General features: G+C 45.4%; 16 protein-coding genes. 9 read left to right on the forward strand and 7 right to left on the reverse strand.

Features of this window, described 5'->3' with window-relative positions:
- The first annotated feature begins 37 nt into the window (after nucleotides 1–37).
- From OCU87_RS00245 to OCU87_RS00255, 3 genes are all read left to right on the forward strand, one after another.
- Complete coding sequence (locus OCU87_RS00245) at nucleotides 38–1015, forward strand: ABC transporter permease (RefSeq protein ID WP_261857625.1); 978 nt, start codon at nucleotides 38–40, stop codon at nucleotides 1013–1015.
- Between the two features lie 3 nt (nucleotides 1016–1018).
- Nucleotides 1019–1960, forward strand: a complete 942-nt coding sequence (locus OCU87_RS00250; RefSeq protein WP_094957381.1) for an ABC transporter permease — start codon at nucleotides 1019–1021, stop codon at nucleotides 1958–1960.
- 257 nt (nucleotides 1961–2217) lie between these two features.
- Nucleotides 2218–3069: a hypothetical protein gene (locus OCU87_RS00255; RefSeq protein ID WP_261857626.1), complete on the forward strand. Its 852-nt coding sequence runs from the start codon at nucleotides 2218–2220 to the stop codon at nucleotides 3067–3069.
- A 66-nt stretch (nucleotides 3070–3135) separates the two neighbouring features.
- On the opposite strand, the gene OCU87_RS00260 is transcribed toward OCU87_RS00255, so the two are convergent.
- From OCU87_RS00260 to OCU87_RS00270, 3 genes are all read right to left on the reverse strand, one after another.
- Nucleotides 3136–6381 (reverse strand): hypothetical protein, encoded by a 3246-nt coding sequence (locus OCU87_RS00260; RefSeq protein WP_261857627.1) that lies wholly within the window; start codon nucleotides 6379–6381, stop codon nucleotides 3136–3138.
- A gap of 357 nt (nucleotides 6382–6738) precedes the next feature.
- On the reverse strand, nucleotides 6739–8085 hold the full coding sequence (locus OCU87_RS00265; protein ID WP_062688184.1) for a hypothetical protein: 1347 nt from the start codon (nucleotides 8083–8085) through the stop codon (nucleotides 6739–6741).
- 282 nt (nucleotides 8086–8367) lie between these two features.
- Complete coding sequence (locus tag OCU87_RS00270) at nucleotides 8368–9735, reverse strand: YjiH family protein (RefSeq protein ID WP_261857628.1); 1368 nt, start codon at nucleotides 9733–9735, stop codon at nucleotides 8368–8370.
- Nucleotides 9736–10088: 353 nt separating this feature from the next.
- On the opposite strand from OCU87_RS00270, the gene OCU87_RS00275 reads away from it, so the two are divergent.
- On the forward strand, nucleotides 10089–11252 hold the full coding sequence (locus OCU87_RS00275) for a conjugal transfer protein TraF (RefSeq protein ID WP_261857629.1): 1164 nt from the start codon (nucleotides 10089–10091) through the stop codon (nucleotides 11250–11252).
- A gap of 121 nt (nucleotides 11253–11373) precedes the next feature.
- On the opposite strand, the gene gorA is transcribed toward OCU87_RS00275, so the two are convergent.
- Both gorA and OCU87_RS00285 read right to left on the reverse strand, forming a co-directional pair.
- Nucleotides 11374–12729, reverse strand: coding sequence for a glutathione-disulfide reductase (gorA, locus tag OCU87_RS00280; RefSeq protein ID WP_261857630.1), 1356 nt, complete (start codon nucleotides 12727–12729; stop codon nucleotides 11374–11376).
- Between the two features lie 175 nt (nucleotides 12730–12904).
- Nucleotides 12905–13744 carry a 23S rRNA (adenine(2030)-N(6))-methyltransferase RlmJ gene (locus OCU87_RS00285; protein ID WP_062688189.1) on the reverse strand — a complete coding sequence of 280 codons (840 nt, stop codon included), beginning with the start codon at nucleotides 13742–13744 and terminating at the stop codon, nucleotides 12905–12907.
- A 219-nt stretch (nucleotides 13745–13963) separates the two neighbouring features.
- Here OCU87_RS00285 and prlC point away from each other — a divergent pair, with 219 nt between their 5' ends.
- Entirely contained in the window at nucleotides 13964–16006 is a 2043-nt protein-coding gene (gene prlC / locus OCU87_RS00290; RefSeq protein ID WP_261857631.1) for an oligopeptidase A, read from the forward strand.
- Nucleotides 16007–16109: 103 nt separating this feature from the next.
- On the opposite strand, the gene gppA is transcribed toward prlC, so the two are convergent.
- Nucleotides 16110–17612, reverse strand: a complete 1503-nt coding sequence (gene gppA / locus OCU87_RS00295) for a guanosine-5'-triphosphate,3'-diphosphate diphosphatase (protein ID WP_062688191.1) — start codon at nucleotides 17610–17612, stop codon at nucleotides 16110–16112.
- Between the two features lie 17 nt (nucleotides 17613–17629).
- Nucleotides 17630–18928, reverse strand: coding sequence for an ATP-dependent RNA helicase RhlB (gene rhlB / locus OCU87_RS00300; protein ID WP_094956556.1), 1299 nt, complete (start codon nucleotides 18926–18928; stop codon nucleotides 17630–17632).
- Between the two features lie 332 nt (nucleotides 18929–19260).
- On the opposite strand from rhlB, the gene trxA reads away from it, so the two are divergent.
- The 4 genes from trxA to ubiD all read left to right on the forward strand — a co-directional run bounded on the left by trxA (nucleotide 19261) and on the right by ubiD (nucleotide 24358).
- Nucleotides 19261–19587: a thioredoxin TrxA gene (gene trxA, locus OCU87_RS00305; protein ID WP_062688195.1), complete on the forward strand. Its 327-nt coding sequence runs from the start codon at nucleotides 19261–19263 to the stop codon at nucleotides 19585–19587.
- Between the two features lie 194 nt (nucleotides 19588–19781).
- On the forward strand, nucleotides 19782–21047 hold the full coding sequence (gene rho, locus OCU87_RS00310) for a transcription termination factor Rho (RefSeq protein ID WP_062688197.1): 1266 nt from the start codon (nucleotides 19782–19784) through the stop codon (nucleotides 21045–21047).
- Nucleotides 21048–21376: 329 nt separating this feature from the next.
- Complete coding sequence (locus tag OCU87_RS00315) at nucleotides 21377–22366, forward strand: hypothetical protein (protein ID WP_261857632.1); 990 nt, start codon at nucleotides 21377–21379, stop codon at nucleotides 22364–22366.
- A gap of 108 nt (nucleotides 22367–22474) precedes the next feature.
- Complete coding sequence (ubiD, locus tag OCU87_RS00320; RefSeq protein ID WP_261857633.1) at nucleotides 22475–24358, forward strand: 4-hydroxy-3-polyprenylbenzoate decarboxylase; 1884 nt, start codon at nucleotides 22475–22477, stop codon at nucleotides 24356–24358.
- The last annotated feature ends 93 nt before the right edge of the window (nucleotides 24359–24451 follow it).

A 24451-nucleotide genomic window follows, 5' to 3' on the forward strand; every position in this document is an offset into this window, starting at 1 on the left:
TTCGGCACTTTTTCAAGGATGAGAGAAGGGGCAGGGAATGTTTACGTTTCTGGTCAAGCGCCTGTTTCAGGCACTGATAGTGATGTTTGTGATCAGTCTGGTGGCATTTGCCATTCAGGATAACCTTGGCGACCCATTGCGCGAGCTGGTGGGGCAGTCTGTATCAGAAGCTGAACGTCAACAATTACGTGACGATCTAGGTCTTAACGACCCGTTTGTGACTAAATATAGCCGATTTTTGTCTAACGCCGTTCAAGGTGATTTAGGCACATCATACTTTTTTAAGCGCCCAGCAGCTGAGGTGATCCTCGATAAGCTGGTCGCAACGCTAGAGCTGGTCTTTGGCGCCGCCATGATCATTATCGTGGTGTCGATCCCGCTCGGGGTCTATTCCGCGATTCATCCCAGCAGCGTATTTACTAAAACCATCATGGCACTCAGCAGTGTCGGTATCTCTATTCCCGTTTTCCTTACCGCCATCATGCTGATGTATGTGTTCTCGATTGAATTAGGGTGGTTACCTTCGTATGGGCGGGGCGAAACCTATAACTTGCTAGGTTGGGAATCAGGCTATTTCACCATAGATGGTCTCAAGCACTTGGTGTTACCTTGTGTGGCACTTGCCTCAATCATGTTGCCACTTTTCATTCGCTTAGTACGATCCGAAATGCTGGAAGCGCTGAGCTCTGAATACATTAAGTTTGCTAGAGCTAAAGGGTTATCGAGCAACAAAATCTATTACCAACATGCGTTAAAAAATACCATGCTGCCAGTACTGACTGTCGGCGGGGTGCAAATTGGTACCATGGTCGCCTATACCATTTTGACTGAAACCGTGTTTCAGTGGCCGGGTACTGGGTTACTCTTCCTTGATGCGATTAACCGTGTGGATACGCCGTTGATCACCGCTTACGTCATCTTTGTTGGTCTGATTTTTGTGGTCACTAATACCATCGTCGATCTGCTATATGGCTTGGTGAATCCAACTGTGAACCTGACAGGTAAGGGAGAGTAAATCATGAATACTACGACTGTTGCAGCTCCTAGCCGTTGGGAGCGATTTAAAAATTCCGATATCGTGTACTACTTCCTAAAAGATAAAGTCGCGATGTTCAGCTTTGCATTGTTTTTAACCTTTGCGAGTGCAGCTATTCTGGCCCCGTGGATTTCACCTACTGACCCTTATGATCTATCGACTATCGATATCATGGATTCAGAATTACCCCCATCGTGGATGGAGGAAGGTGATAGTCGCTTCCTACTGGGTACCGATGATCAGGGCCGTGATATTTTCTCAACCATTCTTTATGGCTCGCGTTTATCACTGACCATTGGTTTGCTCGCGGTCGGCCTGCAACTGATTTTAGGTGTCACGATTGGCTTGAGTGCGGGCTACTTTGGTGGCCGCATTGATAGCTTCTTGATGCGCTTTGCCGATGTCCAGCTGTCGTTCTCGACCATGATGGTCGCTATCATTGTTTCTGCGATTTTCCGAACGGTATTAGGCTCTGAACTGTTTAGCCAATATGCGGTGGTGATGCTGGTGGTGATCATTGGTATTGCCGAATGGCCGCAGTATGCGCGAACGGTGCGTGCCTCGGTATTGGCAGAGAAGAAGAAAGAATATGTTGAAGCCGCGCGCGTAATGGGTTTCCGTTCGCCACGCATCATGTTCCGCCATATTTTACCGAACTGCTTATCGCCAATTTTGGTTATCTCAACGGTACAGGTGGCCAATGCCATCATGTCGGAAGCGGCGTTATCGTTCCTTGGTTTAGGTTTACCTGTTGATCAGCCATCGCTCGGTTCACTGATCAGCATCGGTTTTAACTACATCTTCTCTGGTTCTTGGTGGATCACTGCTTTCCCAGGCTTGGTGCTGGTTACTTTAGTACTGGTGATTAACTTGCTGGGTGACTGGTTACGCGATGTATTTAACCCTAAAATTTATAAGGGATAAGCGTGACTCTGTATAAAATAAGAGACTAAAAGGAAGGCAGCCAGGTGGCTGCCTTTTTTGTCCCATAAGGATGAGGTTAAAGAGTGTGCAGTTGATTGCTTTTTGTTGTTTTTTTCTTTGCAATCAGTCAACTGCACTAGTTATTAACACTTTGATTATTATAATGCTGACTTTTGATTTAACTGTAAAAGATAGCCTCTAGTAATTGGTTGGTTTTTCACGATCTTTGATAGTGGCAATAATAATTGAGAATAATAATGAAAAAGTCACTGGTCGCAGTTTTATGCCTATCTGCATCATCAGCAATGGCAGCAGATGTTGCAGAAACGACGAAAGTAGAAAAAAAGAATGGTTACTCTTATTTTACGGTGGGGCTTGAGTCAGTCACCTACCAAGAGAAATTCAGTGATAAGGGTGAAACTTTTCAGTCTGATGCCACAGCATTAAGCCCTGTACTGAATACGGGTAGTTTGACTGTTGTGAATGACATGTTTGATTTTTCAATCGATGCGCTAGCAACGTTTTCACCAAGTAGCGTGAATGAAGAGTGGTCAAATAGCCAAGGTGTTTATCAGCGTAATAAATTTGAATATATCAAAGCCTCTACCAATGTACTTATTCACTATAAGGTAACACCAGAGTGGCGTGTCATTGCAGGCCCATCGATGACTTACCAAACGTATAAGCGCTACCAGAACCAAAGTGAAAACGCCATTTACCATGGTACATGGGAAGAAAGTTCTACCGATATCTTCTTAGACGCGGGTATCGCTTACGATAGTGGTTCGCTGCATGCGGATAGCCCATGGCATTCTTATTTCCGCGTAGTGGCAGGAGTGCCTATGTGGAGCCAAACTACCAATACTGCGATTGACGGTATGACCTTTAATGACTTTGGTTTTCGTACCTCGATTGATGGTGGTATTAGCTACCGCTTGATGAAAGGGTTACATCTAGGTTGGTTTGTGATGGCTGGCTATGAGAAGCGCTTTGAAGAAGGTCCAAACTTCTGGCGCTATGATGATAACGGCGGTAAGCAAATGGCAACCTTGCCAGAAGCAACAACAGTGAGCTTTAGCACTGGCCTGCAAGTGCTGTGGAATATGTAATTCACCGCTACTGATAGAAAAAAGGCGACCATGCGGTCGCCTTTGTTGTTTGTGCCTAATTCGACATTATTTGTTTTGTACCATGTAGCTATAGTCGGCTGAGCCACCACTTACAGGCGTTTTCTCTCGATGAAGAACTTCATCGTCTTTTGAATAACGCCATTGAACGTTATACAGTAGGTCATTACTCGGGCAGCTGTTCCAGTCCGTTGGCATATCGGTATCACAGAACTTATATTCGCTGTTTAGTTCAGCGATAGTACAAGTATGATCACCTTCGACTAAGCATGGCAGGTCGTTAGGCATTTCATTCCAGCGGAAAACTTCTTTTTTATTGATGCCATCTTCTACAAATTCGTAGGTCACATCATTTAAGTTGTAGGTGATAGTTCCTGTTAGATCACCACTACTCTTGTATTCATTCCAGTTAGTATTCGTGAAGTTTACTTCACCAGCGAATGCTTCTTGAACTGCAGCTTGAGCTTCTTCTAATGAAAAGAATGTTGGAGCGACAAAAACATCTTCTGGCTTTTTAATTACATTCACACCAGCATCAGCGCTTTTAATCTTATCAGCAGAATCACGCCATAAGGTGTACGACTCTTTTTCACCATTGAACTCTGAAGCAACTTGCAGCAATTGCTTACCGTCTACGCTGTATGCTGTAAAAATAGAATTACCTAGTTCGACTTCGCTCCAACTGGTTGTTGTGAGTGTATAGGTCCATTCTTGATCGCGAATTGCCTTACCATCATGGTAGATACGAATAACTGAGCCACTATCGCCATTGACCTCTATTGAATAAACCCCTGATTCATCAATAATTAAAGATTCTAGCGGTTCAATAGAGCTGTTACGGTCAACAAAGGTATTGATGATGAACTCTTCGCTCACTGTTTTTCCTGTCGGATCAGCCAGTACAACAATTGATTCGCCTGGAATGAAATTGTCTGTTTTAGAGTAATCAAAATCAATTCCACAAGCCGCACCTTTATCAGAACCGAAGGCAACGCTACCTTGAGTTTGGTTGGTGAGGCTAAACATGCCATTGGTGAACTTGTCATTCAGCAAGTGGAACTCATAAGCCATATTAGGGCCAAAGCGGTAGCTTGGGTTGTTGTAAGGGTCATGGCCCTCATCAGCGACAAAACCTAGGCTCTCACAACTGGTTTCGATGAATAGGTCGACATCTAGGTTGTCGCTTTCATGGCTCTGACCAACAATACTCTTACTATCAGCATCCGCAGTGGTTAATGCGCCATTAACCATGACTTCTGCCATAGGCTGTTGCCAGTAAGCGTCAGCACTTGGTTTGCCAATGTAGAAAGTTACAGGCTCATTTTGAGTCGTACTTGCGAGAGTCGTGCCTGTTGCTGTTTTAGCGATGGTTGCTTTTGGTGATGTCGTAGATAGGTGTACACGAGGCATCTCAGCATCGGTAGACACATCTTTATTTAGATTAAGGGTAACGGGGCTGTCACCTTCTAAAGCCAGAACAATGTTCTCACCATCGAGTGTCCAAGTGCCTTGGTTGTTTTGGAAGCTATCTTCAGCAGGACATTGCCCATTCACTGCTTCAGCTAATGATACTTTGTGATCCGAGGTTAAACGGATAGCCCAGCAATCGGGTTTAGCTGTGTCTGCTTTCCCTGCTTGTTGAACCCATTCGGCATTAAAGCGGTATAGGTTTTTCTCTACAATGAGATCGCTGAGAGGATTGTTGGTTACAGGTTTCTCAGCAATTGATAGTGAAATAGGTGCTGCAACACCATTATTATCATCATCTGTTGCACTGATGGTGATGTCGAAGTCACCAGCAACCAACGGTGTGCCAGTAATGGTGACTTGTGGATACTGAACGTCATACTTCAGCCCTGTCACGATATCACTAAAGGCATAGGTAAGTGCATCGCCATCTTCATCGGTGAAGATATCGCTGATGTCTAAGACAATATAACCAACATCCTGACCTTCTTGCAGTGCAAGCTGAGTGAATTCACTCTGCAGCGCGGCTAGGCGCTTATCATTTACAACAGGTACAGTATTGAAAGTGTGAATTTCAAACTTAAGTAGAGTCGTCACTGTGCCGACAGCTTTACCTGTTTCGTCTAGATCCGTAGCTTCAAGCTCTAGGTAATAGGTACCGGCAGGTGTTATTTTGCCACCTTCCATCGCTGTTAACTGAATGGTTTTGCTATCACCTTGACCAATTAGTTCGGCATGAATGCCTTTAGCAATTAGTGTGTTGTAGCTCTTTGTTGAGATACTAATGACTGGTGGTGTTACTTGGTCTTTGTCTGTGAATAAGCCTGTAACTGGTGCGTCACCAAAGAAGGCAAAATTTGTTCCTGTAACCATATAGGCATTAGTTAACTCTGTGCTAACAGCGCCTAAGATAGTTTCATCAACACTTGCTTGATAGTTTACTACTGGTTTTTCAACCACGGTTTCGCCGCTTTCATTTTTATCAACGGGCACGACAGGTTTGAAGTCAGGGTCGTTTAGCTCGTCTGTCGTCGCGTCATTTACCGCAGTCACAGCTTCAGTAACAACTTGTTCTGCTACTTCATCAAGGTCAATGCTGTCATCGGCTTGATGCTGAGTTTCTGTCAGGATCTGTGCTGTTTTGTGCAGCTTGGTTGCTAGCTGTTTCTCTGCGTCAGATGCACCTGTATCTTCTTTGGTATTGATGTAGTCAGCATATAAGTCGATCTCTAGGCTAGTATCTTCGCCTTTTAGGTCGCTAAGCATTGCCTGCACACTTGCTTCCGCTGTGGCTTGATCCGAGCCATTTTCCATTTCAGCGACAATCAAGTCTGTCAGAGGTGTCGCAATCGCGCTGCCTGCTGGAGCGCGGAATTCCACGTTTTTACCCATAGCTTGATATGGCTGATCCATATCGACAGTATAAATACCTGGTTCAATGGTAAAGCCGTCAGCACTGTAGTCTTTAAATGGTTCTAATACCTTAACGACGATAGGGGCTTTTTTAATGGCCTCTTCTATGCTTTTCTCAACTTGAATATCAAGCTGACCTTTTTCATTGGTTAGCACAAGGTTGCCATTTATATCGGTAATGACTTCGTTTGCTTCACATTTACCATTGGCATTTTGATCAGAACAAACAAGCGCATTTTTTAGGTAACCATCAATGGTGGTAATAACCACGCCGCCAACCACAGGGCCTGTAATTGGTGGTTTGCCATTGTTGCCACCAGGGGTAGATCCAGAGTCGCTATCGCCTCCGCCACAACCCGTTAATGTAAGTGCCGCTACCAATGACGCTGCTAACGCAGAATACTTAAATTGCATGGTTAATCCTTATTAAATGCATAATTAAACGATATGTAACTTGTAGTTATTGTTGTTGTTATTTATATAACGCGTGCATATACCGTAAGGATGAAAGTGGAAGCAAGATCTCAAAGTGAATTTCGTGAGCCACTCTGGGTTTTTATTCGTAAAAAGACACTGTAATGAGTGTTGTTAATAGATTTAATGCCATGAAAGGATAGAGGTTTTTTTATCTCTTATTTTAAGAAATGAGAATTTATGCCAAAAGGGATGCTAACTAATAAGAGATTAAGCGGGGGGAGTACTGGAAAATAAAGAGTCCCTAAGCACTGATAGCAAATAGGGACTTATGATTAATCGACTATAAGTGGTGCTCTATTTTTTCCATTTGTTGTAGAGGTTTTTAGCCATGTCTTCATGCTTGATGAAGAGGTCATACACGCCCATACGGCTCTCAGAATAGTTGTAAACCGCCATCATGTTTTTGTCTTCTAGATACAAAGTAACACTGAAATCAGAGTCACCTTCAGGGAAGTTAATGAAGAGTTTATCACCGTCCATTTTCCAAGGAAGATCCATTGATTCGGTTGGTTTGGTTGAATAAGGTTCTGTGATTGTTACCTTATCTTTACCAAAGACCATCTTCGCAACCATAGGTTGAGCTTCTTTGCTCTGTGATGGGGCATCATCGCTTAGGTAGTACCAAGTTTTACCTTCAAAGTAGCTTGCTGCTAGTGGCTGTGATTTTTGCAGATCGCCTTTGGTCCATAGAATGAGATCGGAATCTTCTGTTACGGCCAGAGAGATATTCTCGGCAATATAGATGAAGGTATCACGCTCAGAGTTTGCACCACTGCTTACAACTAGCGTATTCCCCTCGGTTGTGTAGTTAATGGTTTCTACTTTGCTATTTTTGTCTGTAAGAGTCAGTTGCTTTTCGCCAGAAACGGATACTTTGAAAATGCCTTCATCTATCGCGTAAGCTTGGTTCATACTGATGAATTGGCTGTCACCATCTTTCAAGTAAGCATCTAACGATTGAATAATAGTTACTGAAGATGCCTTGCCTGAATCATCAATTTCAATGGTGATGTCATCAAGCTTGGCGCCAGCATTGACTTGGTCATCGATTTCTTTTTGAATTTTCTGTGTGGTGGCTGTTAACTCTGCCGCTTGATTGTCTTTAACGGTAGGAGCAAGTTCACTCGTGACACTACGTGCTAGCAGGTGCACTTCTTTTGCTTTGTTGTCAGAAGCTTTCATTGCAACGTAGTCGCCGCTGATCATTTCAGCAGGTAAGTTGAGTTCGCTTGCAACTTGAGCCAGTGTTTTACCTTGAACGGAAGCAAGAGTGGTAAAAGGGGTCACGACTTTAGAGCCAGCTGCTGCAATGAGTTCATACGAATTACCGAGCGTACCAGGTTTATCGCTATCACTTGTTTTACCTGCGATGGCACGGGCAATAATCGGGTACCCTGCCTTATCTGCAGGAATTGTGATTTCGCCTTTAGCATTGGTCAGTGTTGGTAGTAATTCCCCAGCATCACACACACTGTTTTTATTCTGATCGATACAAATTTCTGCCTGTGACAGGTAGCCATCAATCACTTTAATGGTGTTGCCAGTGCCAGCCGTGCTGTTAGTGTCGCTATCGCTGCCACAACCGGTCAGGCTAAGTGCTAAGGTGAGAGATGCTGCAACTGCCGTATATTTGAAATGCATTTTGGTTCCTTTGATTAATGCTTATATTTTAATTAGTTATTATTTGAATTGGATGATTGTTAATCATATCAATTGCATGTTTATATCAATTAGGCTTTGAAGCAAGATCACGTAATATAGACCGTGACATTGGTAACAAAAAAATGCATATATATGGATCAGACGTTGTGTGAATTCAAAAAAGTAACGTAGTTTGATTAATTAGTTATTGAAACTACGTGCATAAAAAAGCCAGCATAAATGCTGGCTTCTGATGTTTGAATTTGTGATTGAAGTGGGAGCTTAGAAAATGATGTGTGCCATCAAAGCGATAACCGGCAAGGTTACTAGGGTACGTAAAATGAAAATCACAAATAGCTCCCATGGTTTCACTGGGATTTTACTGCCAATCAGTAGCGCACCAATTTCAGACATGTAAATCAGCTGAGTAACCGACATTGCTGCAATCACAAAGCGGGTTAAGTCACTCTCAATGCTGGCTGCCAAAATTGAAGGCAAGAACATGTCAGCAAAGCCGACGACAATGGTTTTCGATGCTGCAGCGGCTTCTGGAATATGTAGCAGCTCCAGTAGCGGAATAAATGGCATACCTAGATAGTTAAATACTGGAGTATTCTCTGCAATAACAAGGGCAACTGTACCAATCGCCATGACAACGGGTAGCACTCCAAAGACCATGTCCATGGCATTTTTAATACCATCAATAACCACTTTACGCATGCTCGTCACTTGGCTGGCTTTCAGTAAGCCTTGTTCTAAGCCAAAGCGGATCGCCGTGCTGCCTTCTGGAATGGCTTCGTGGTCGACAAGATCGGTTGAGCCATCGATGTATTGGTTTCTTTTCCAAGAAAGCGGCGGTAAACGCGGCACGATAACAGCAGCGGCAAAACCGGCCAAACATACAGTGAGGTAGAACGGGGCAAACAGGTGCTCAAGGTTTACTTGGGCAATCACAACCAAACTGAAAGTAATAGAAACAGCGGTGAAGGTGGTACCGATAACGGCGGCTTCGCGTTCGGTGTAAATTTTATCTTCGTACTGCTTGCTGGTCATTAGTACGCCAACGCTGCCGTCGCCAAGCCATGATGCAATGCAGTTAACCGCTGAACGACCTGGTAGACCAAAGATCGGGCGCATCACTTTTGCGAACAAAGCGCCAAAGAACTCCAGTAAGCCAAAATTTAGCAGCAGTGGTAGCAGCAGGCCTGCAAAGATAAAGACAGAGAATAGTACAGGTAGTAGATCATGTAAGACCAAGCCGCCTGTCGCGCCGTCATAAATCATGGCTGGGCCGACTTCAAAGTAAGTCATGACCACAAAAATAGCGCCAAGCTGCTGTACCACAAACCACGCAAGGGAAGGGTTCAATAAACCACTCAAAAAATTGTTGTCTAAAATAGCGCGTGGTTTAACGATTTTTGTTGCGATGGTCGCGAGTGCGGTTGCTGTGATTGATACAGTCACAACTGTGGTTAACATGCCTTCAAACAGGGCTTGTACCGACTTAGCAAGCACTGCAATAGGAATGGTGATGCTGTCTTGGTAATTGATGGGCGCCATAAACAAGAAAACCCCCAGTAGAGAAGGGATCAGGAACATCAGCCAGTTTGCTGTGGTGGGGTTCTTTAGATTGATTGTCTGTTCTTGCATACAACATCCGAATTTATTGTTGGTTGGAAAATTTATCTAATCAACTTAACGCATAACCATTCACTGATATATCGTAAATAGTTAGACGAATATTACATAGAATTGCGTGTTGATGGAATACTAAATCGGATAATTTGCTTTTTTATGCGTGATTGTGTCGACTGTGACGCCTTGCAAGCGTAATTATTCAGTTAGATTTTAGGCCAAAAGGAGAATTAAAAAACAAGCCTGTATTCAATGTAAATTAATGCTTTTACTCTATAGTATTGATAGATATATATTTACGTCATTTTGACCGATATAATCCCCGCGCATTTGCGCTTTCAATAAAAAATGATAATTAAATAGGGATTATGAATATTAATCGTAGTGGTATCTCATTAATGGTTGCGGCAGCTTTGCCGTTGGTATCTTTTTCGTCTGCAGCTTACACAGGTATGGATGCACGTGGCGGAGCTATGGGTGGTACGGGTGTTGCGTCTGCCAGTTATTTAACTGCTGCGTTTTACAACCCAGCGATGGCAACAAATTATAAAAGCAATGATGACTTTGGTATGTTGCTACCAAGCATCAATGTCAGCGCACATGATGCTGATGACATGATGACCAAACTAGATGATTTCCAAAACTTGAATGATCGTTTGGAAAACGATCCAAGTGTACGTGGTGAGTGGGAAGATGCGTTGCGTGCATTGGATAACGGCCAAATAGCAGCAGAAACCAAAGTCGGTATGGTGGTTTCTATCCCTAACCGCTTTGTGAGTGCTAGCCTATTTGCGAAAGCAAGTGTTGCGGCGTTTGCGGTTACCGAGGTGGCTGATAGTGACTTTGATAAAGATTCTAATCCAAATGACCTAGATTCGATGGCAACAGGTCTTGCGGGTGGTACGGTTGATTTGGGTGTGACACTAGCGAAATCTTTTGAGCTTAGTGCTTACGGTAAACGTTTCTCTGTGGGGGTATCGCCTAAATTCCAAACGCTGGTTGCGCTAAACATGATGGAAAGCGTGAGTACCTTTGATTTTGAGATTGATGATCCAGAGCAAAGCTCGGCATTCAATATGGATTTGGGTGTGTCTTACCAGCCAGTTGAAAATGTGACGATTGGTTTTTCTGCGATGAACCTTATCTCGCAAGAGCTAGAAACCAATAAAATCATCGGTGATGCTGGCGAAAGCTACAGCGCGACCTTCATGGTTGAGCCACAGTACAAGCTAGGTGCCGCTTATGCCAATGGTTGGTTTACTGTGGCGGCAGATGTTGATCTAAATAAACAACAATCCTTTAAGCAGTTTGATTACAGCACACAGTTTGCAAAGCTGGGTGTTGAGCTAGATGCATGGCAATGGGCGCAGTTGCGTGCAGGTTACAGCCACAGCATGACAGATCACGCTGAGAGCTTAATGACGGCTGGTATTGGTTTCACACCGTTTGGCGCATTTGGTTTCGACCTAGCGGGTCAGTTCGGTCAAGACAATAACTACGGTGTATCTGCGCAGTTAGTGTTTACACTATAAGCCACTGACTTCAGTTGATGCATTAAAAAAGGGAAGCTAACTGCTTCCCTTTTTTTTTCTCAAATCTTGTTATCTCGAATCTTGTTATCTCGAATTTTATTGTCTTAAATTCAGAGTGCGACTAGCGCATAGTCACGAACTCTTCCGAGCCTGTTGGGTGAATTGCCACCACTGAATCGAAGTCTGCTTTGGTAGCGCCCATTTTGATGGCAACGCCAAAGCCTTGGATCATTTCATCAACGGTAAAGCCGATACCGTGAAGACCCACGACAGTTTCTTCTGGGCCTGCACACACTAGCTTCATCTTACAAGGCTGACGGTGCGCAGTAACGGCAGTGTACATCGCGGTGAAGCCTGATTTGTACACTTTCACATTGTCTTCGCCGTATTGTGCAATCGCTTCTGGTTCAGTCAGACCGATAGTACCAATTGGCGGGTGGCTAAATACCACGGTTGGGACTAGCTTGTAGTCCATCTTCGCGTTGGTTTTACCGTTGAATAGACGCTCAGATAACTGACGACCCGCTTTAACCGCGACAGGTGTTAGCTCGATACCGCCTTCCATGATATCGCCCACACAGTAAATGCCAGCTACATTGGTTTGTTGGTATTCATCTACTTTGATGTAGCCACGGTCGTTGGTTTCAACACCAGTTGCCGCAAGGTTGATCTTGTCTGTGGTTGGGTGACGACCAATCGCCCAGATGATTAAATCTGTGTTGTGTGATTCACCATTTTCAAAGTGCATGGTGAAGGTGCCATCTGCTTCTTTAACCACTTCTTTGGGAATTGAGTGGGTGTGCAAGGTTGGGCCTTCTGCATCCATCACTTCAACCAGAGTTTCTACGATCAGTGGATCGAAGCTACGCAGTGGCGATTCTTTACGTACGAACAGGTGAGTATCTGTGCCTAGTGCGCTCAGTACGCCTGCAATTTCTACTGCAATGTAGCCAGCACCAATAACGGCTGTACGTTTTGGTTGCTCGGTTAGCTCAAAGAAACCGTTTGAATCGATACCGTGGTCGGCACCAGGAATGTTTGGAATGGTTGGTTCACCGCCTACCGCAATCAGAATATGATCGGCAGTGTAATGCTCGCCGTTAACTTCAATGGTTTTTGCATCAATGAAGGTCGCAAAACCGTTGATCACTTCGACTTTATTATTGCCAAGGACATTGTCGTACGCTTGGTGAATGCGACCAATGTAGGCTTCGCGACTTTCAACCAGTTTGCCCCAGTTGAATCCTTTAACATCGACATCAAAGCCGTAGTCTTTCGCGTAAAGGTGCATTGCTTCAGCAATCTGTGCGCCGTGCCACATTACTTTTTTAGGTACACAACCTACATTTACACAAGTACCGCCAAGGGCTTTTGCTTCTACAATCGCGACTTTTGCGCCGTACATTGAAGCTCGGTTTGCTGAGGCAATACCGCCGCTACCACCGCCGATACAAATATAATCAAAATGCTTCGCCATGACTTTCTCCACCTATTTGTAATTTTTTATCGCCATTTATTCTGGGTTTAGTGTAATGGAGAAAACTATGAGATACGAGCAGGAGTGGTGGGGATTGAAAAGAGAGAGAAAAGAGATGTGAGCTGGCGAGCATTGTGACTCGCCAGTCGATGTAACGTAATGGTGGGTGGCGCGATTATTCCGGCACAATCCACTCAACAGTATTGAAACCCGTTACCGGTGAAATAGCGTGTTGTAGCCACGGTAGAATCGCCTTCATTTGGCTTTCAAGTTTCCACGGTGGGTTAATTACAATCATGCCTGAGGCGGTCATACCACGTTCTTCAGTATCAGGCTCTACGCCGAGTTCGATTTTTAGGATCTTACGGATACCTGTATCTTCTAAGCCTTTGATCATTTTATCGATGTTTTCGCGGTAAACCACAGGGTACCAAATAGCATAAGTGCCGGTAGCCCAACGCTTGTGGCTTTCACGGATGGCTTTTACCACATCCATGTATTCGCGTTTTAGCTCGTATGGAGGGTCAATCAACACCACACCACGACGCTCTTTGGGTGGCAGGCTGCCTTTTAAGCGTGTAAATCCATCTTCTTTATAGATCTTCACTTGGCGATCGCCACGGAATTCTTGCAGTAAAAGCGGGAAGTCTGTTGGATGCAGCTCGGTTAATACCATACGGTCTTGACCGCGGATCTGTGCGCTCGCCACCTTAGGTGAACCCGGGTAGTAACGCAGCTCTTCACTGTCGTTTAGCATTTTGATCGCATCAATGTACGGTGCAATCTCAGCTGGAATGTCGTCTCGCGACCAAATACGTGCGATCCCTTGAAGGAATTCCCCCGTTTTTTCGCTACGCTCATCTTGTAAATCGTAACGGCCAACCCCTGAGTGGGTATCGTGGTAAACGAATGGTTTATCTTTTTGCTTGAGCGAATCCAAAATCAGGCTTTGAACAATGTGTTTTACCACATCGGCATGGTTGCCTGCGTGGAAGCTATGACGATAACTCAGCATAAGGGGGTCTCTGCTACGAATAAGGATAGTGAGGCGCTATTATCGCCAAATCATGATGAATATCCAGTTTCGAAGGTGCTAAGCGCTGGCTTATTTAAGTTGCTGGCACATAATTAAAGCCGAATGGGACATTAATTTTTGCTCTAAGGTTAACTAAGGGATTGAATTTAACCACAGAAAGACACATTTAATAGGGATAACCTCATAAAGGATAAGCGCATGTCAAACCCACTATTGACCATGACGGATCTGCCTCCGTTTTCTCTCATTAAAGCTGAGCACATTCAACCTGCTGTTGAACAAGCGATTGCTGACTGTCGTGCCAAGGTAGAAGAGGTATTGGCAAACGATGCGCCGCCAAGCTGGGATTCTATTTGTGAACCACTGGCGGAAACAGATGATCGATTAAGCCAAATTTGGTCGCCTGTTTCTCATTTAAACGGTGTGAAAAACAGCGCTGAATTGCGTGAGGCTTACGAAGGTTGTTTACCTATGCTGTCTGATTACGGCACGTGGGTTGGTCAACATAAAGGCTTGTACGAAGCGTACAAAGCGATTAAAGCGAGTGATGATTTTGCTGACATGAACCAAGCACAGCAAAAATCGATCACCGATGCGTTAAAAGACTTTGAATTGTCAGGTATTGGTTTACCTGCTGATGAGCAACACCGCTATGGTGAAATCAGCAAGCGCCTATCAGAGTTAGCCTCAACCTTCAGTAATAATGTGTTAGATGCCACCATGGGGTGGAGTAAGCAGGTAACAGATGAAGCTGAACTCACGGGTTTACCTGACTCAGCACTGCAAGCAGCTCAAGCCGCTGCGCAAGCGAAAGAATTAGACGGTTACTTGTTTACGCTGGAAATTCCTTCTTACTTACCGATGATGACCTACTGTGACAACAGTGCCTTACGCCAAGAAATGTACGAGGCGTTTGTGACCCGTGCGTCAGATCGAGGCCCGAATGCAGGAACATGGGATAACAGTGAGATCATTGCTGAGAAGCTGAAACTAAGCCATGAATTAGCACGCTTATTAGGTTTTAGCACTTACAGTGAAAAATCGCTGGCGACAAAAATGGCGGAGTCTCCAGCACAAGTGTTGGGCTTTTTGAACGATCTCGCTACCCGCGCCAAGCCACAAGGTGAGCGTGAAGTGGCTGAGTTACGCGCGTTTGCCAAAGAAGAGTTTGGTGCAGATGATCTGCAACCATGGGACTTCGCGTTTTACAGTGAAAAACTAAAACAGCATCGCTACAGCATTTCTGATGAACAGCTACGCCCGTACTTCCCTGAGAAAACCGCAGTTGCGGGTTTGTTTGAAGTACTGAAACGTGTCTTCGGCATGGATGTGAAACAGCGTGATGGTGTTGATGTCTGGGATGATGCCGTTACTTTCTACGACATCTTTGACAGCAAAGGTGAACTGCGTGGTAGCTTCTACCTCGATTTATATGCTCGTGAGCACAAACGTGGCGGAGCATGGATGGATGAATGCATGGTGCGTCGCACTCGCATTGATGGCTCGTTGCAGACGCCGGTTGCTTACCTAACCTGTAACTTCAACAAGCCGATTGGTGATAAGCCTGCCTTATTTACCCATGATGAAGTCGTGACACTATTCCATGAAACGGGTCATGGTATTCACCACATGCTGACCCAAATTGATGCGCCTGCAGTATCGGGTATCAACGGTGTCCCTTGGGATGCAGTAGAGCTGCCAAGCCAATTTTTAGAAAACTGGTGTTGGGAGGAAGAAGCACTGGCGTTTATTTCGGGTCACTTTGAGACAGGCGAAGCCCTGCCAAAAGAAATGCTCGATAAAATGCTAGCGGCTAAAAACTTCCAATCAGCGATGGGTATTTTACGTCAGCTTGAGTTTGGTCTGTTCGATTTTAGCCTGTACACCCAATACGACCCAGAGATTGGTGCGCAAGTGCTGGAAACCCTAGCTGACATTAAATCACGTGTGTCTGTTGTACAGGGCCCCGAGTGGGGACGTTTCCCACATAGCTTCAGCCATATCTTTGCGGGTGGTTATAGCGCAGGTTACTACAGCTACTTGTGGGCCGAACTATTGTCTGCTGATGCATTCTCTCGCTTCGAAGAAGAAGGGATCTTTAACCCACAAACGGGTGCTGATTTCTTGGATTGCATTTTAGAGCGTGGTGGTAGTGAAGAGCCGATGACCTTGTTCAAACGCTTCCGTGGCCGTGAGCCACAGCTTGATGCGATGCTGCGTCATTGTAGTATTACTGGCTAATCATCGGTTAGCAATTATCTACCGATAATAAAAAAGGCTCCTAGTGAAGGGAGCCTTTTTTGATCGTACTAAAACAGTTATCGCATGAATAAGATAGTGCCGATTAGGCCTCGTCATCCATGGCGACGATGTGCAACGGCCAACCCAAATCGGTTTGGCGGTTCGCTTCTTGCTGAAGTTCTGCATTGGTCAGCGGATTGCTGACAAGCCATGCGTTGGGTAACGATAGCGTGAGATTATTGTCTGTTGCTGTTAGCGTCACAATCGGTTGATGCTGGTGGTCGCGACGATGACAAAGTATCACGGCTAATCGCAGTAAGCGTAGAATACGGGTTGCACTTGATGCAGATAAAGCATGCTGTTCTGGCAAGCTGGTGAGCGCTTCACGGTGACGACGAAGTAACTCGGCAATCAGGTGTTTCTGCGCACGGGTAAAGCCGGGCAGATCGATATGGTTGACCAGGTATGCCGCATGCTCGCCGCTTTTTTTGAACTCAATACTCGCGCCAATTTCATGCAAGGTACTGCTGGCATGAAGCAGGCAAGGGGCTTGCTGTTCAAGTTGCCATTCATCTTGGCAACTAGTGAGCAGGGTCATTGCGGTATTCGCCACATTATCGGCGTGAATTGCATCAAGCTGAAAGCGTCGTTGAACACTGTTGAGGGTGCGTTCACGAACATCATGATGACGCATTTGGCTCATCATTTCGTAAACCATACCTTCACGCAGTGCACCACCGGCAAGCGTCATGGTCTCGATATTGAGCGATTCAAACAGGGCGATAAGAATCGATAAACCACTCGGGAACACCAATGCTCGTTCTAAGGTTAACCCTTCAATGTCTAAATCTTCCAAGCGTTCATATTGCATCGCCTGACGCTGCATGCGTTTCAATTTCTGCAGCGTAATAACTTCATCCATGCCTTGTGCCAGCATGATTTCTTGTAAGGCTTGTACCGTGCCACTGGCACCCACGCAGGTATCCCAGCCTAGCTGTTTGTACTGCGCTAAGATCGGATCAATGGCCGCTTTAGCTGCGGTGATAGCGGCGTCAAAGTTAGCGGCACTGAGTGCGCGGTCTTTGAAGTAACGTTCAAGCCAGGTGACACAGCCAATTTTTAGGCTAGTGAGGGCACTGGCATCAAATGCAGAACCAATGATGACCTCGGTACTGGCTCCGCCAATATCGACCACTAAGCGTTTGTCACTGCCACCTGAAGTATGCGCGACACCTTGGTAGATGATACGCGCCTCTTCTTCACCCGGAATAATATCAACCGGGTGACCGAGAATCGTTTTTGCTTTGGCAAGAAAAGTATCAGCATTTTCCGCTGTACGAAGCGCGGCGGTACCCACAATACGAATGCGCTCTGCGGGAATGTCTTGAAGACGTTCAGCAAATAGGCTTAGACATTCCCAGCCACGCTGCATGGCTTCATCGCTGAGGATATTGTCGTGGTTTAACCCTGCGGCCAAACGCACTTTGCGCTTTATTTTTGCGAGTGTTTTAACACTGCCAGCAACTTCGCGGACAATCCACATGTGAAAGCTGTTGGAGCCTAAATCAATTGCTGCGTACAAAGGTGATACTGAGCTTCTTTCCATAGATTTATCGATTCTTATTATTTCTGCGTTTGCGGACGACGACGCTGACGAGATTGTCCCTGACCTTGTCCCTGACGCGAATTGTTACGACGGTTACCATTTTGGCGTGGAGTGCGTTGTACAGGCAGTGCCGCTGGCAATTCTGTCATTAGCGCTTCGCTGTCGTACTTAGAAACTGGGATTGAGTGCTCAATGTAAGTTTCAATTGCTGGTAGGTTAATTGCGTAACCTTCACAAGCAAAACTGATCGAGTGACCACTTGCACCTGCACGGCCAGTACGACCAATACGGTGAACGTAATCTTCAGCATCATCAGGTAGGTCGTAGTTAAATACGTGAGTTACCTGTGGAATGTGTAGACCACGTGCAGCAACGTCTGTTGCGACAAGAATATCAATTTCGCCTTGGGTGAATTGCTCAAGAATACGCATGCGTTTCTTCTGCGGAACATCACCTGTTAGCAAACCAACACGGTGGTCATCGGCTGCTAGATGCGCCCAAAGATCTTCACAACGGTGTTTAGTATTGGCAAAAATGATTGCGCGATCTGGCCACTCTTCTTCAATCAAGGTTTGCAGTAAGCGCATTTTTTCTTGATTTGAAGGATAGAAAAGCTCTTCTTGAATGCGGTGACCTGTTTTTTGTTCAGGCTCAACCACAACGCTTTCTGGGCTGTTCATGTGTTCAAAAGCGAGTTCTTTTACGCGGTAAGACAGCGTTGCAGAGAACAGCATGTTAAGACGTGCTTCCGGTGCCGGCATGCGACGGAACAAGAAACGGATATCTTTAATGAAACCCAAATCGAACATGCGATCGGCTTCATCAAGTACAACCACTTGGATACTGCGTAGATCGATAACACGTTGCTTGTAGAAATCGATAATACGGCCACACGTACCCACCAGAATATCAACACCATTTTCGAGTGTTTTCTGTTGTTTTTCGTACGCTTCACCACCGTAAGCTAAGCCTGCGGTTAGACCCGTGCTTTCTAATAACGGTTTAGCATCGTTATAAATTTGAATCGCCAACTCACGCGTTGGAGCCATGATAATCGCGCGTGGGTGGTTCTGCTTACGCTCTGCTGATGCAGGGTTAAGTAGTAGGTGATTAAAAGTAGCAGTCAGGAAGGCAAGGGTTTTACCCGTACCTGTTTGAGCCTGTCCTGCAATATCTTGGCCGGAGAGCACTACCGGCAATGCCAAGGCTTGGATCGGGGTACAATTGTAGAAACCCTTGCTGTCCAAACCTGCTACAACCGTTGGTTCTAGACCAAGGTCGGCAAATTTTTGCTCTGTGATATGAGTCGTCTTCATTGCTATAGAATATCAGCTTAGGGTTGCAATACGAAACGGATTCAATTCAAATAGGGTAACGATTTGCTCTTTATACTATGAGATAGGTCAGGTTTAACGTAATTCGACTAGCCTGATTCAAACTTTGTAGCGTATAAATAATACTTATCAGACGAGCTATCTGATCATGTAAGCGGATTTAAATAACCTATATAAAGCCTAAATACCCCAGACTAGACAGACTAGTTATTGCTGTTTACGCTTTGAATATACTGGCGGTTTATCAGTTAAACATTGAACATTTACTTATCCAGATTGGTATAAGCTAATAAAATCAACCATTGGAGTGGAAGATGAGCGACAAGATTGTGCAGCTAAGCGATACAAGCTTTGAAAGTGATGTAATTAACGCTGCAGGACCTGTACTAGTCGATTTTTGGGCTGAATGGTGTGGTCCATGTAAAATGATTGCCCCAATTCTTGACGAAATTGCTGACGAGTACGAAGGCAAACTGACGATTGGTAAGCTAAACATTGACCAAAATGCAGCAACACCTCCTAAGTTTGGTATTCGCGGCATTCCAACATTATTGCTATTTAAAGATGGCAGCGTAGCGGCGACCAAAGTGGGCGCGCTATCAAAATCTCAACTTAAAGAGTTCCTAGACGCGAACGTTTAAGCTGTAAATACGAGCTGTGCACAATTTCTTTGTTGTGCACAGTTTGTCTTCCGACTATGCTAGACGGATGGAAGGTTTAGTGCTAACTTATCGCACGACATTATCAAACTTGTTCATTTCATGACCAGCCCCATTGGTCATTAACTCTCTCAACTATATAGAACCCCATTTTGACAAACAAGAAACCCACCACTATGAATCTTACAGAACTGAAGAGCCAACCTATTCCAAAGCTTGTTGCGCTTAGCGAAAGCTTAGGATTGGAAAATCTAGCGCGTTTAAGAAAGCAAGATATTATCTTTGCAATTCTTAAACAACACGCGAAGGGTGGTGAGGACATATTTGGCGATGGTGTTCTAGAGATTCTTCAAGACGGCTTCGGCTTCCTTCGCTCTTCTGATAGTTCTTACCTCGCTGGCCCTGATGACATCTACGTCTCTCCAAGTCAAATCCGCCGTTTCAACCTTCGTACTGGTGACACCATTGCTGGAAAGATTCGTCCACCAAAAGACGGTGAGCGTTACTTTGCACTATTAAAAGTCAACGAAGTTAACCACGATAAGCCGGATAACGCTCGTAATAAGATTCTATTTGAAAACCTAACTCCGCTTCACGCTAACGATCGTATGCGTATGGAACGTGGTAACGGTTCAACAGAAGACATCACGGCACGTGTTCTTGATTTAGCATCACCAATTGGTAAAGGTCAGCGTGGTCTGATTGTTGCTCCGCCGAAAGCGGGTAAAACCATGTTGCTACAGAACATTGCACAAAGCATTGCTTACAACCACCCAGAGTGTGAGTTGATGGTATTGCTGATTGATGAGCGTCCGGAAGAAGTAACAGAGATGCAACGCCTAGTTAAAGGTGAAGTTATTGCATCAACGTTCGATGAGCCTGCATCTCGCCACGTTCAGGTTGCTGAAATGGTTATCGAGAAAGCAAAACGTCTTGTTGAGCACAAAAAAGACGTGGTTATCCTTCTGGATTCAATCACACGTCTAGCACGTGCATACAACACCGTTGTACCTTCATCAGGTAAAGTACTAACCGGTGGTGTTGATGCGAACGCCCTTCACCGTCCTAAGCGTTTCTTCGGTGCTGCACGTAACGTAGAAGAAGGCGGTAGCTTAACTATCATCGCAACAGCGCTAGTGGATACTGGTTCTAAAATGGATGAAGTTATTTACGAAGAATTTAAAGGTACAGGTAACATGGAACTGCACCTATCTCGTAAAATTGCTGAAAAACGCGTATTCCCAGCTATCGACATTAACCGTTCTGGTACACGTCGTGAAGAACTACTGGCGAAATCTGACGAGCTACAGAAAATGTGGATCCTACGTAAGATTGTCCATGCAATGGGCGAAATCGATACGATGGAATTCATGATCGACAAGCTCTCAATGACCAAAACGAACGATGAGTTCTTCGATGCTATGCGTCGCCAAAACTCATAATTGAGTTGGTCTTGAGCTAGAAAGTTAGCTCGGTCACAAATTAAAGAAACGTCGCCTAGTGCGGCGTTTTTTATTGCTTGTCTTTCAGGCATACTGAATTAAATTCAGTGTTCAATTGCGTCTTGATGACGAAATCATTACGTATAGGTGTAAGGTTGCTTATTGAGGTGGTGGTTATTAATAAGAATAATCATTCAGCTTGGTATTATGATTGGAATACTGTATAGGTAATAAATAGGCAAGTCAGGATGACAGTATTACCTATGATGCAATATAGATAGTAGAGCACAGAATGTTCTTCATCTTCCTTTCGAAAAATAGGAGATAACATGCGACAAGGACTGTGCATGATACCCTTGCTACTGACGATGTGGACAGCGCCCGCTTTGGCACAAGATGTGTCAGAACAACAGGTACTCGACACCTTAGCATCAGCGCAAGTGCAGACTCGGGTGAACGCCCTTACCACGCTCTATAAGCGTAATGATTTTCGCGCCTTAGAATTTAACCTCTCGCAATTACCATCACTCTCTCAAGAAGCTGTTCGTGAAAAATTAGTATTATTTGCGGTGGAATTTGGTCAAGTTGATCAAGCTAAAGCTACATGGTTGGCTGAACAAGCAGGGCGTAAACCTACTTTTACCATAGTAGAACAAGGGGATGGTTACCTAGTGACCAAAGCTGCTTTTCACTATGGGGCACCAGCACGTACCTTGATCCAGCATTGGGAGCATCAATTACAAGCCGATGACATGGTGCGTAAAGCAGAATCTGGCACCTTGCAGCTATCGCATTGGTTAACAACAGATGCTGTGGTACAAAAGCGCCGTCGTGACTTGTTTTTAGAACGGGTGGATACTCTTTCCCCCGATGCAATCGCCACCTTAGTCACCCAGTTTCAATCTGACAACCAACTGATGTGGCTCCCTGATAATGCCATTATTGCCAGTTTAGCTGCGCATTCTGGCGACAGTAAAATGTATCAACTGTTATGGCGCCGTCGTACCGATACCTATAGCTATCAAGAATTAACGCGCTTAACCGAGATGGCGCCGACCCCTTTAGCGCTTGAGCAATTGATGGCGGCCACTACCAACCCATCATTAAAGCGACAAGCCTATCGCTCATTGATCACCCTAAGGCCGATGCCTGCGTCAACGCGCCAATTCTTGATCGCCAAAATGGGCGAGGTTGATGAAGGCCAAGTCGTCGCACAGCAACTAGCGCAGCAAGGCTACACCAGTTGGTTACGTCAGCTCGCCACATCACACAGCAGTAATGTACTGAAAAAGAATCTTCAAATTGTACTCGAGCAGTAACTGATAATCATAATCAGGTGAGATTAGGTTAACAACTCGTTATAATATCGCCCATTAATTGATGGGCACTCGCATAGTGAGGGTGCCGCTTGGTAACGGGTAGCACCTATGAAATTCAAGGACCTGCGCGACTTTATTGATCGCCTTGAGCAGCAAGGGCAACTAAAGCGAATATCGCAGCCTATCGATCCCAATCAAGAAATGACCGAAATCAGTGATCGCACGCTTCGCGCGGGCGGTCCTGCATTGCTATTTGAAAATCCTGTTGGCTATGACATGCCAGTATTGACCAACCTGTTTGGCACGCCTGACCGTGTTGCTATGGGGATGGGCCGACAGGACGTCAAAGAGCTACGCGAAGTGGGTAAGCTGCTGGCGTATCTAAAAGAACCAGAGCCGCCGCGAGGCTTTCGTGACGCACTGGACAAACTGCCCGTGTTCAAGCAAGTCTTAAACATGCCAGTGAAGCGCTTACGTAAAGCGCCGTGCCAAGAAATTGTATGGCAAGGTGATGAGGTTGACCTTGATAAAATCCCAGTGATGAGCTGCTGGCCAGACGATGTGGCGCCACTATTAACTTGGGGCTTAACCATTACCAAGGGACCGAACAAAAAACGCCAGAATCTGGGTATTTACCGTCAACAGAAGTTGGGTAAAAACAAAGTGATCATGCGTTGGCTTGCTCACCGTGGTGGGGCGCTTGATTTACGTGACTGGATGGAAACCCACCCAGGCGAACCTTTTCCTGTAACTGTTGCCTTTGGTGCGGATCCTGCGACGATTCTCGGGGCGGTGACCCCAGTGCCAGATACCTTATCTGAGTATGCTTTTGCAGGGCTGTTACGTGGCAGCAAAACCGAGGTAGTGAAAAGCCTTAGCAATGACCTTGATGTCCCCGCGAGCGCAGAAGTGGTGTTAGAAGGGTATATCGACCCGACGGAGTTTGCCGATGAGGGGCCTTATGGTGACCACACCGGTTATTACAATGAAGTCGAAAGCCATCATGTGTTTACTGTTACCCACGTAACCATGCGCAATAACCCGATTTACCACAGTACCTATACGGGCCGTCCGCCCGATGAACCAGCGGTATTAGGCGTGGCACTTAACGAAGTGTTTGTGCCTATTTTGCAAAAACAATTCCCTGAAATTACCGACTTTTACTTACCGCCTGAAGGGTGTTCATACCGCATGGCGGTAGTGACCATGAAGAAGCAATACCCAGGTCATGCGAAACGCGTCATGATGGGCGTGTGGTCTTTCTTGCGTCAGTTTATGTACACCAAGTTTGTGGTGGTGTGCGACGACGATGTCAACGCACGTGACTGGAACAGCGTGATTCACGCAATGACCACTCGCATGGATCCGGTGCGCGACACCGTGATGATCGATAACACCCCAATTGATTCCTTGGACTTTGCTTCGCCTGTCGTTGGCTTAGGGTCAAAAATGGGCTTGGATGTCACGATCAAATGGGAAGCAGAAACGGCAAACTCACCGAGCGAAGCATTAACCGTTAACCATGATTTTGATGTCGATGCGGGGCTTAAAGCGTTGCGAGATCAACACCCTGAAATTCTCGATTGCTATTTACCACCCGAAGCTGATGCGCACCGTATGGCGATTGTCAGCATCAAAAAAGAAGGTGCAGGTCAGGCAATTGCAGTGATGGAAGCTGTGTGGGCTTTCTTAGCACAATTCACCGATGCCAAATTTGTGATTGTCTGTGATGATGATGTCAATGTACGCGATTGGAATGATGTGATTTGGGCGGTCACTACCCGAATGGATCCAAGTCGTGATGCCATTATGATTAATGGGGCGGCAGCGGAGCAACTTTCGTTGGGTAGCAGCTCTAAAATGGGCTGGGATGCGACCAATAAGTGGCAAGGTGAAACGGATCGCGAATGGGGTACCCCTATTAGCAAAGATCCCGCGATTGTTGCTAAAGTCGATGCTATTTGGGATGAGTTAGCGATTTTTAAATCGTAGTTATCTCCAAGGCTGAACAGGTTATCATAGGTGATGACCTGTTTTTAATGAGTCTTGTTAACGTGCCAGTACTAACCGCATTTTAGCCAAGAC

Source organism: Photobacterium sanguinicancri, assembly GCF_024346675.1.
In the GTDB taxonomy this organism is placed as follows: Bacteria; Pseudomonadota; Gammaproteobacteria; order Enterobacterales; family Vibrionaceae; genus Photobacterium; species Photobacterium sanguinicancri.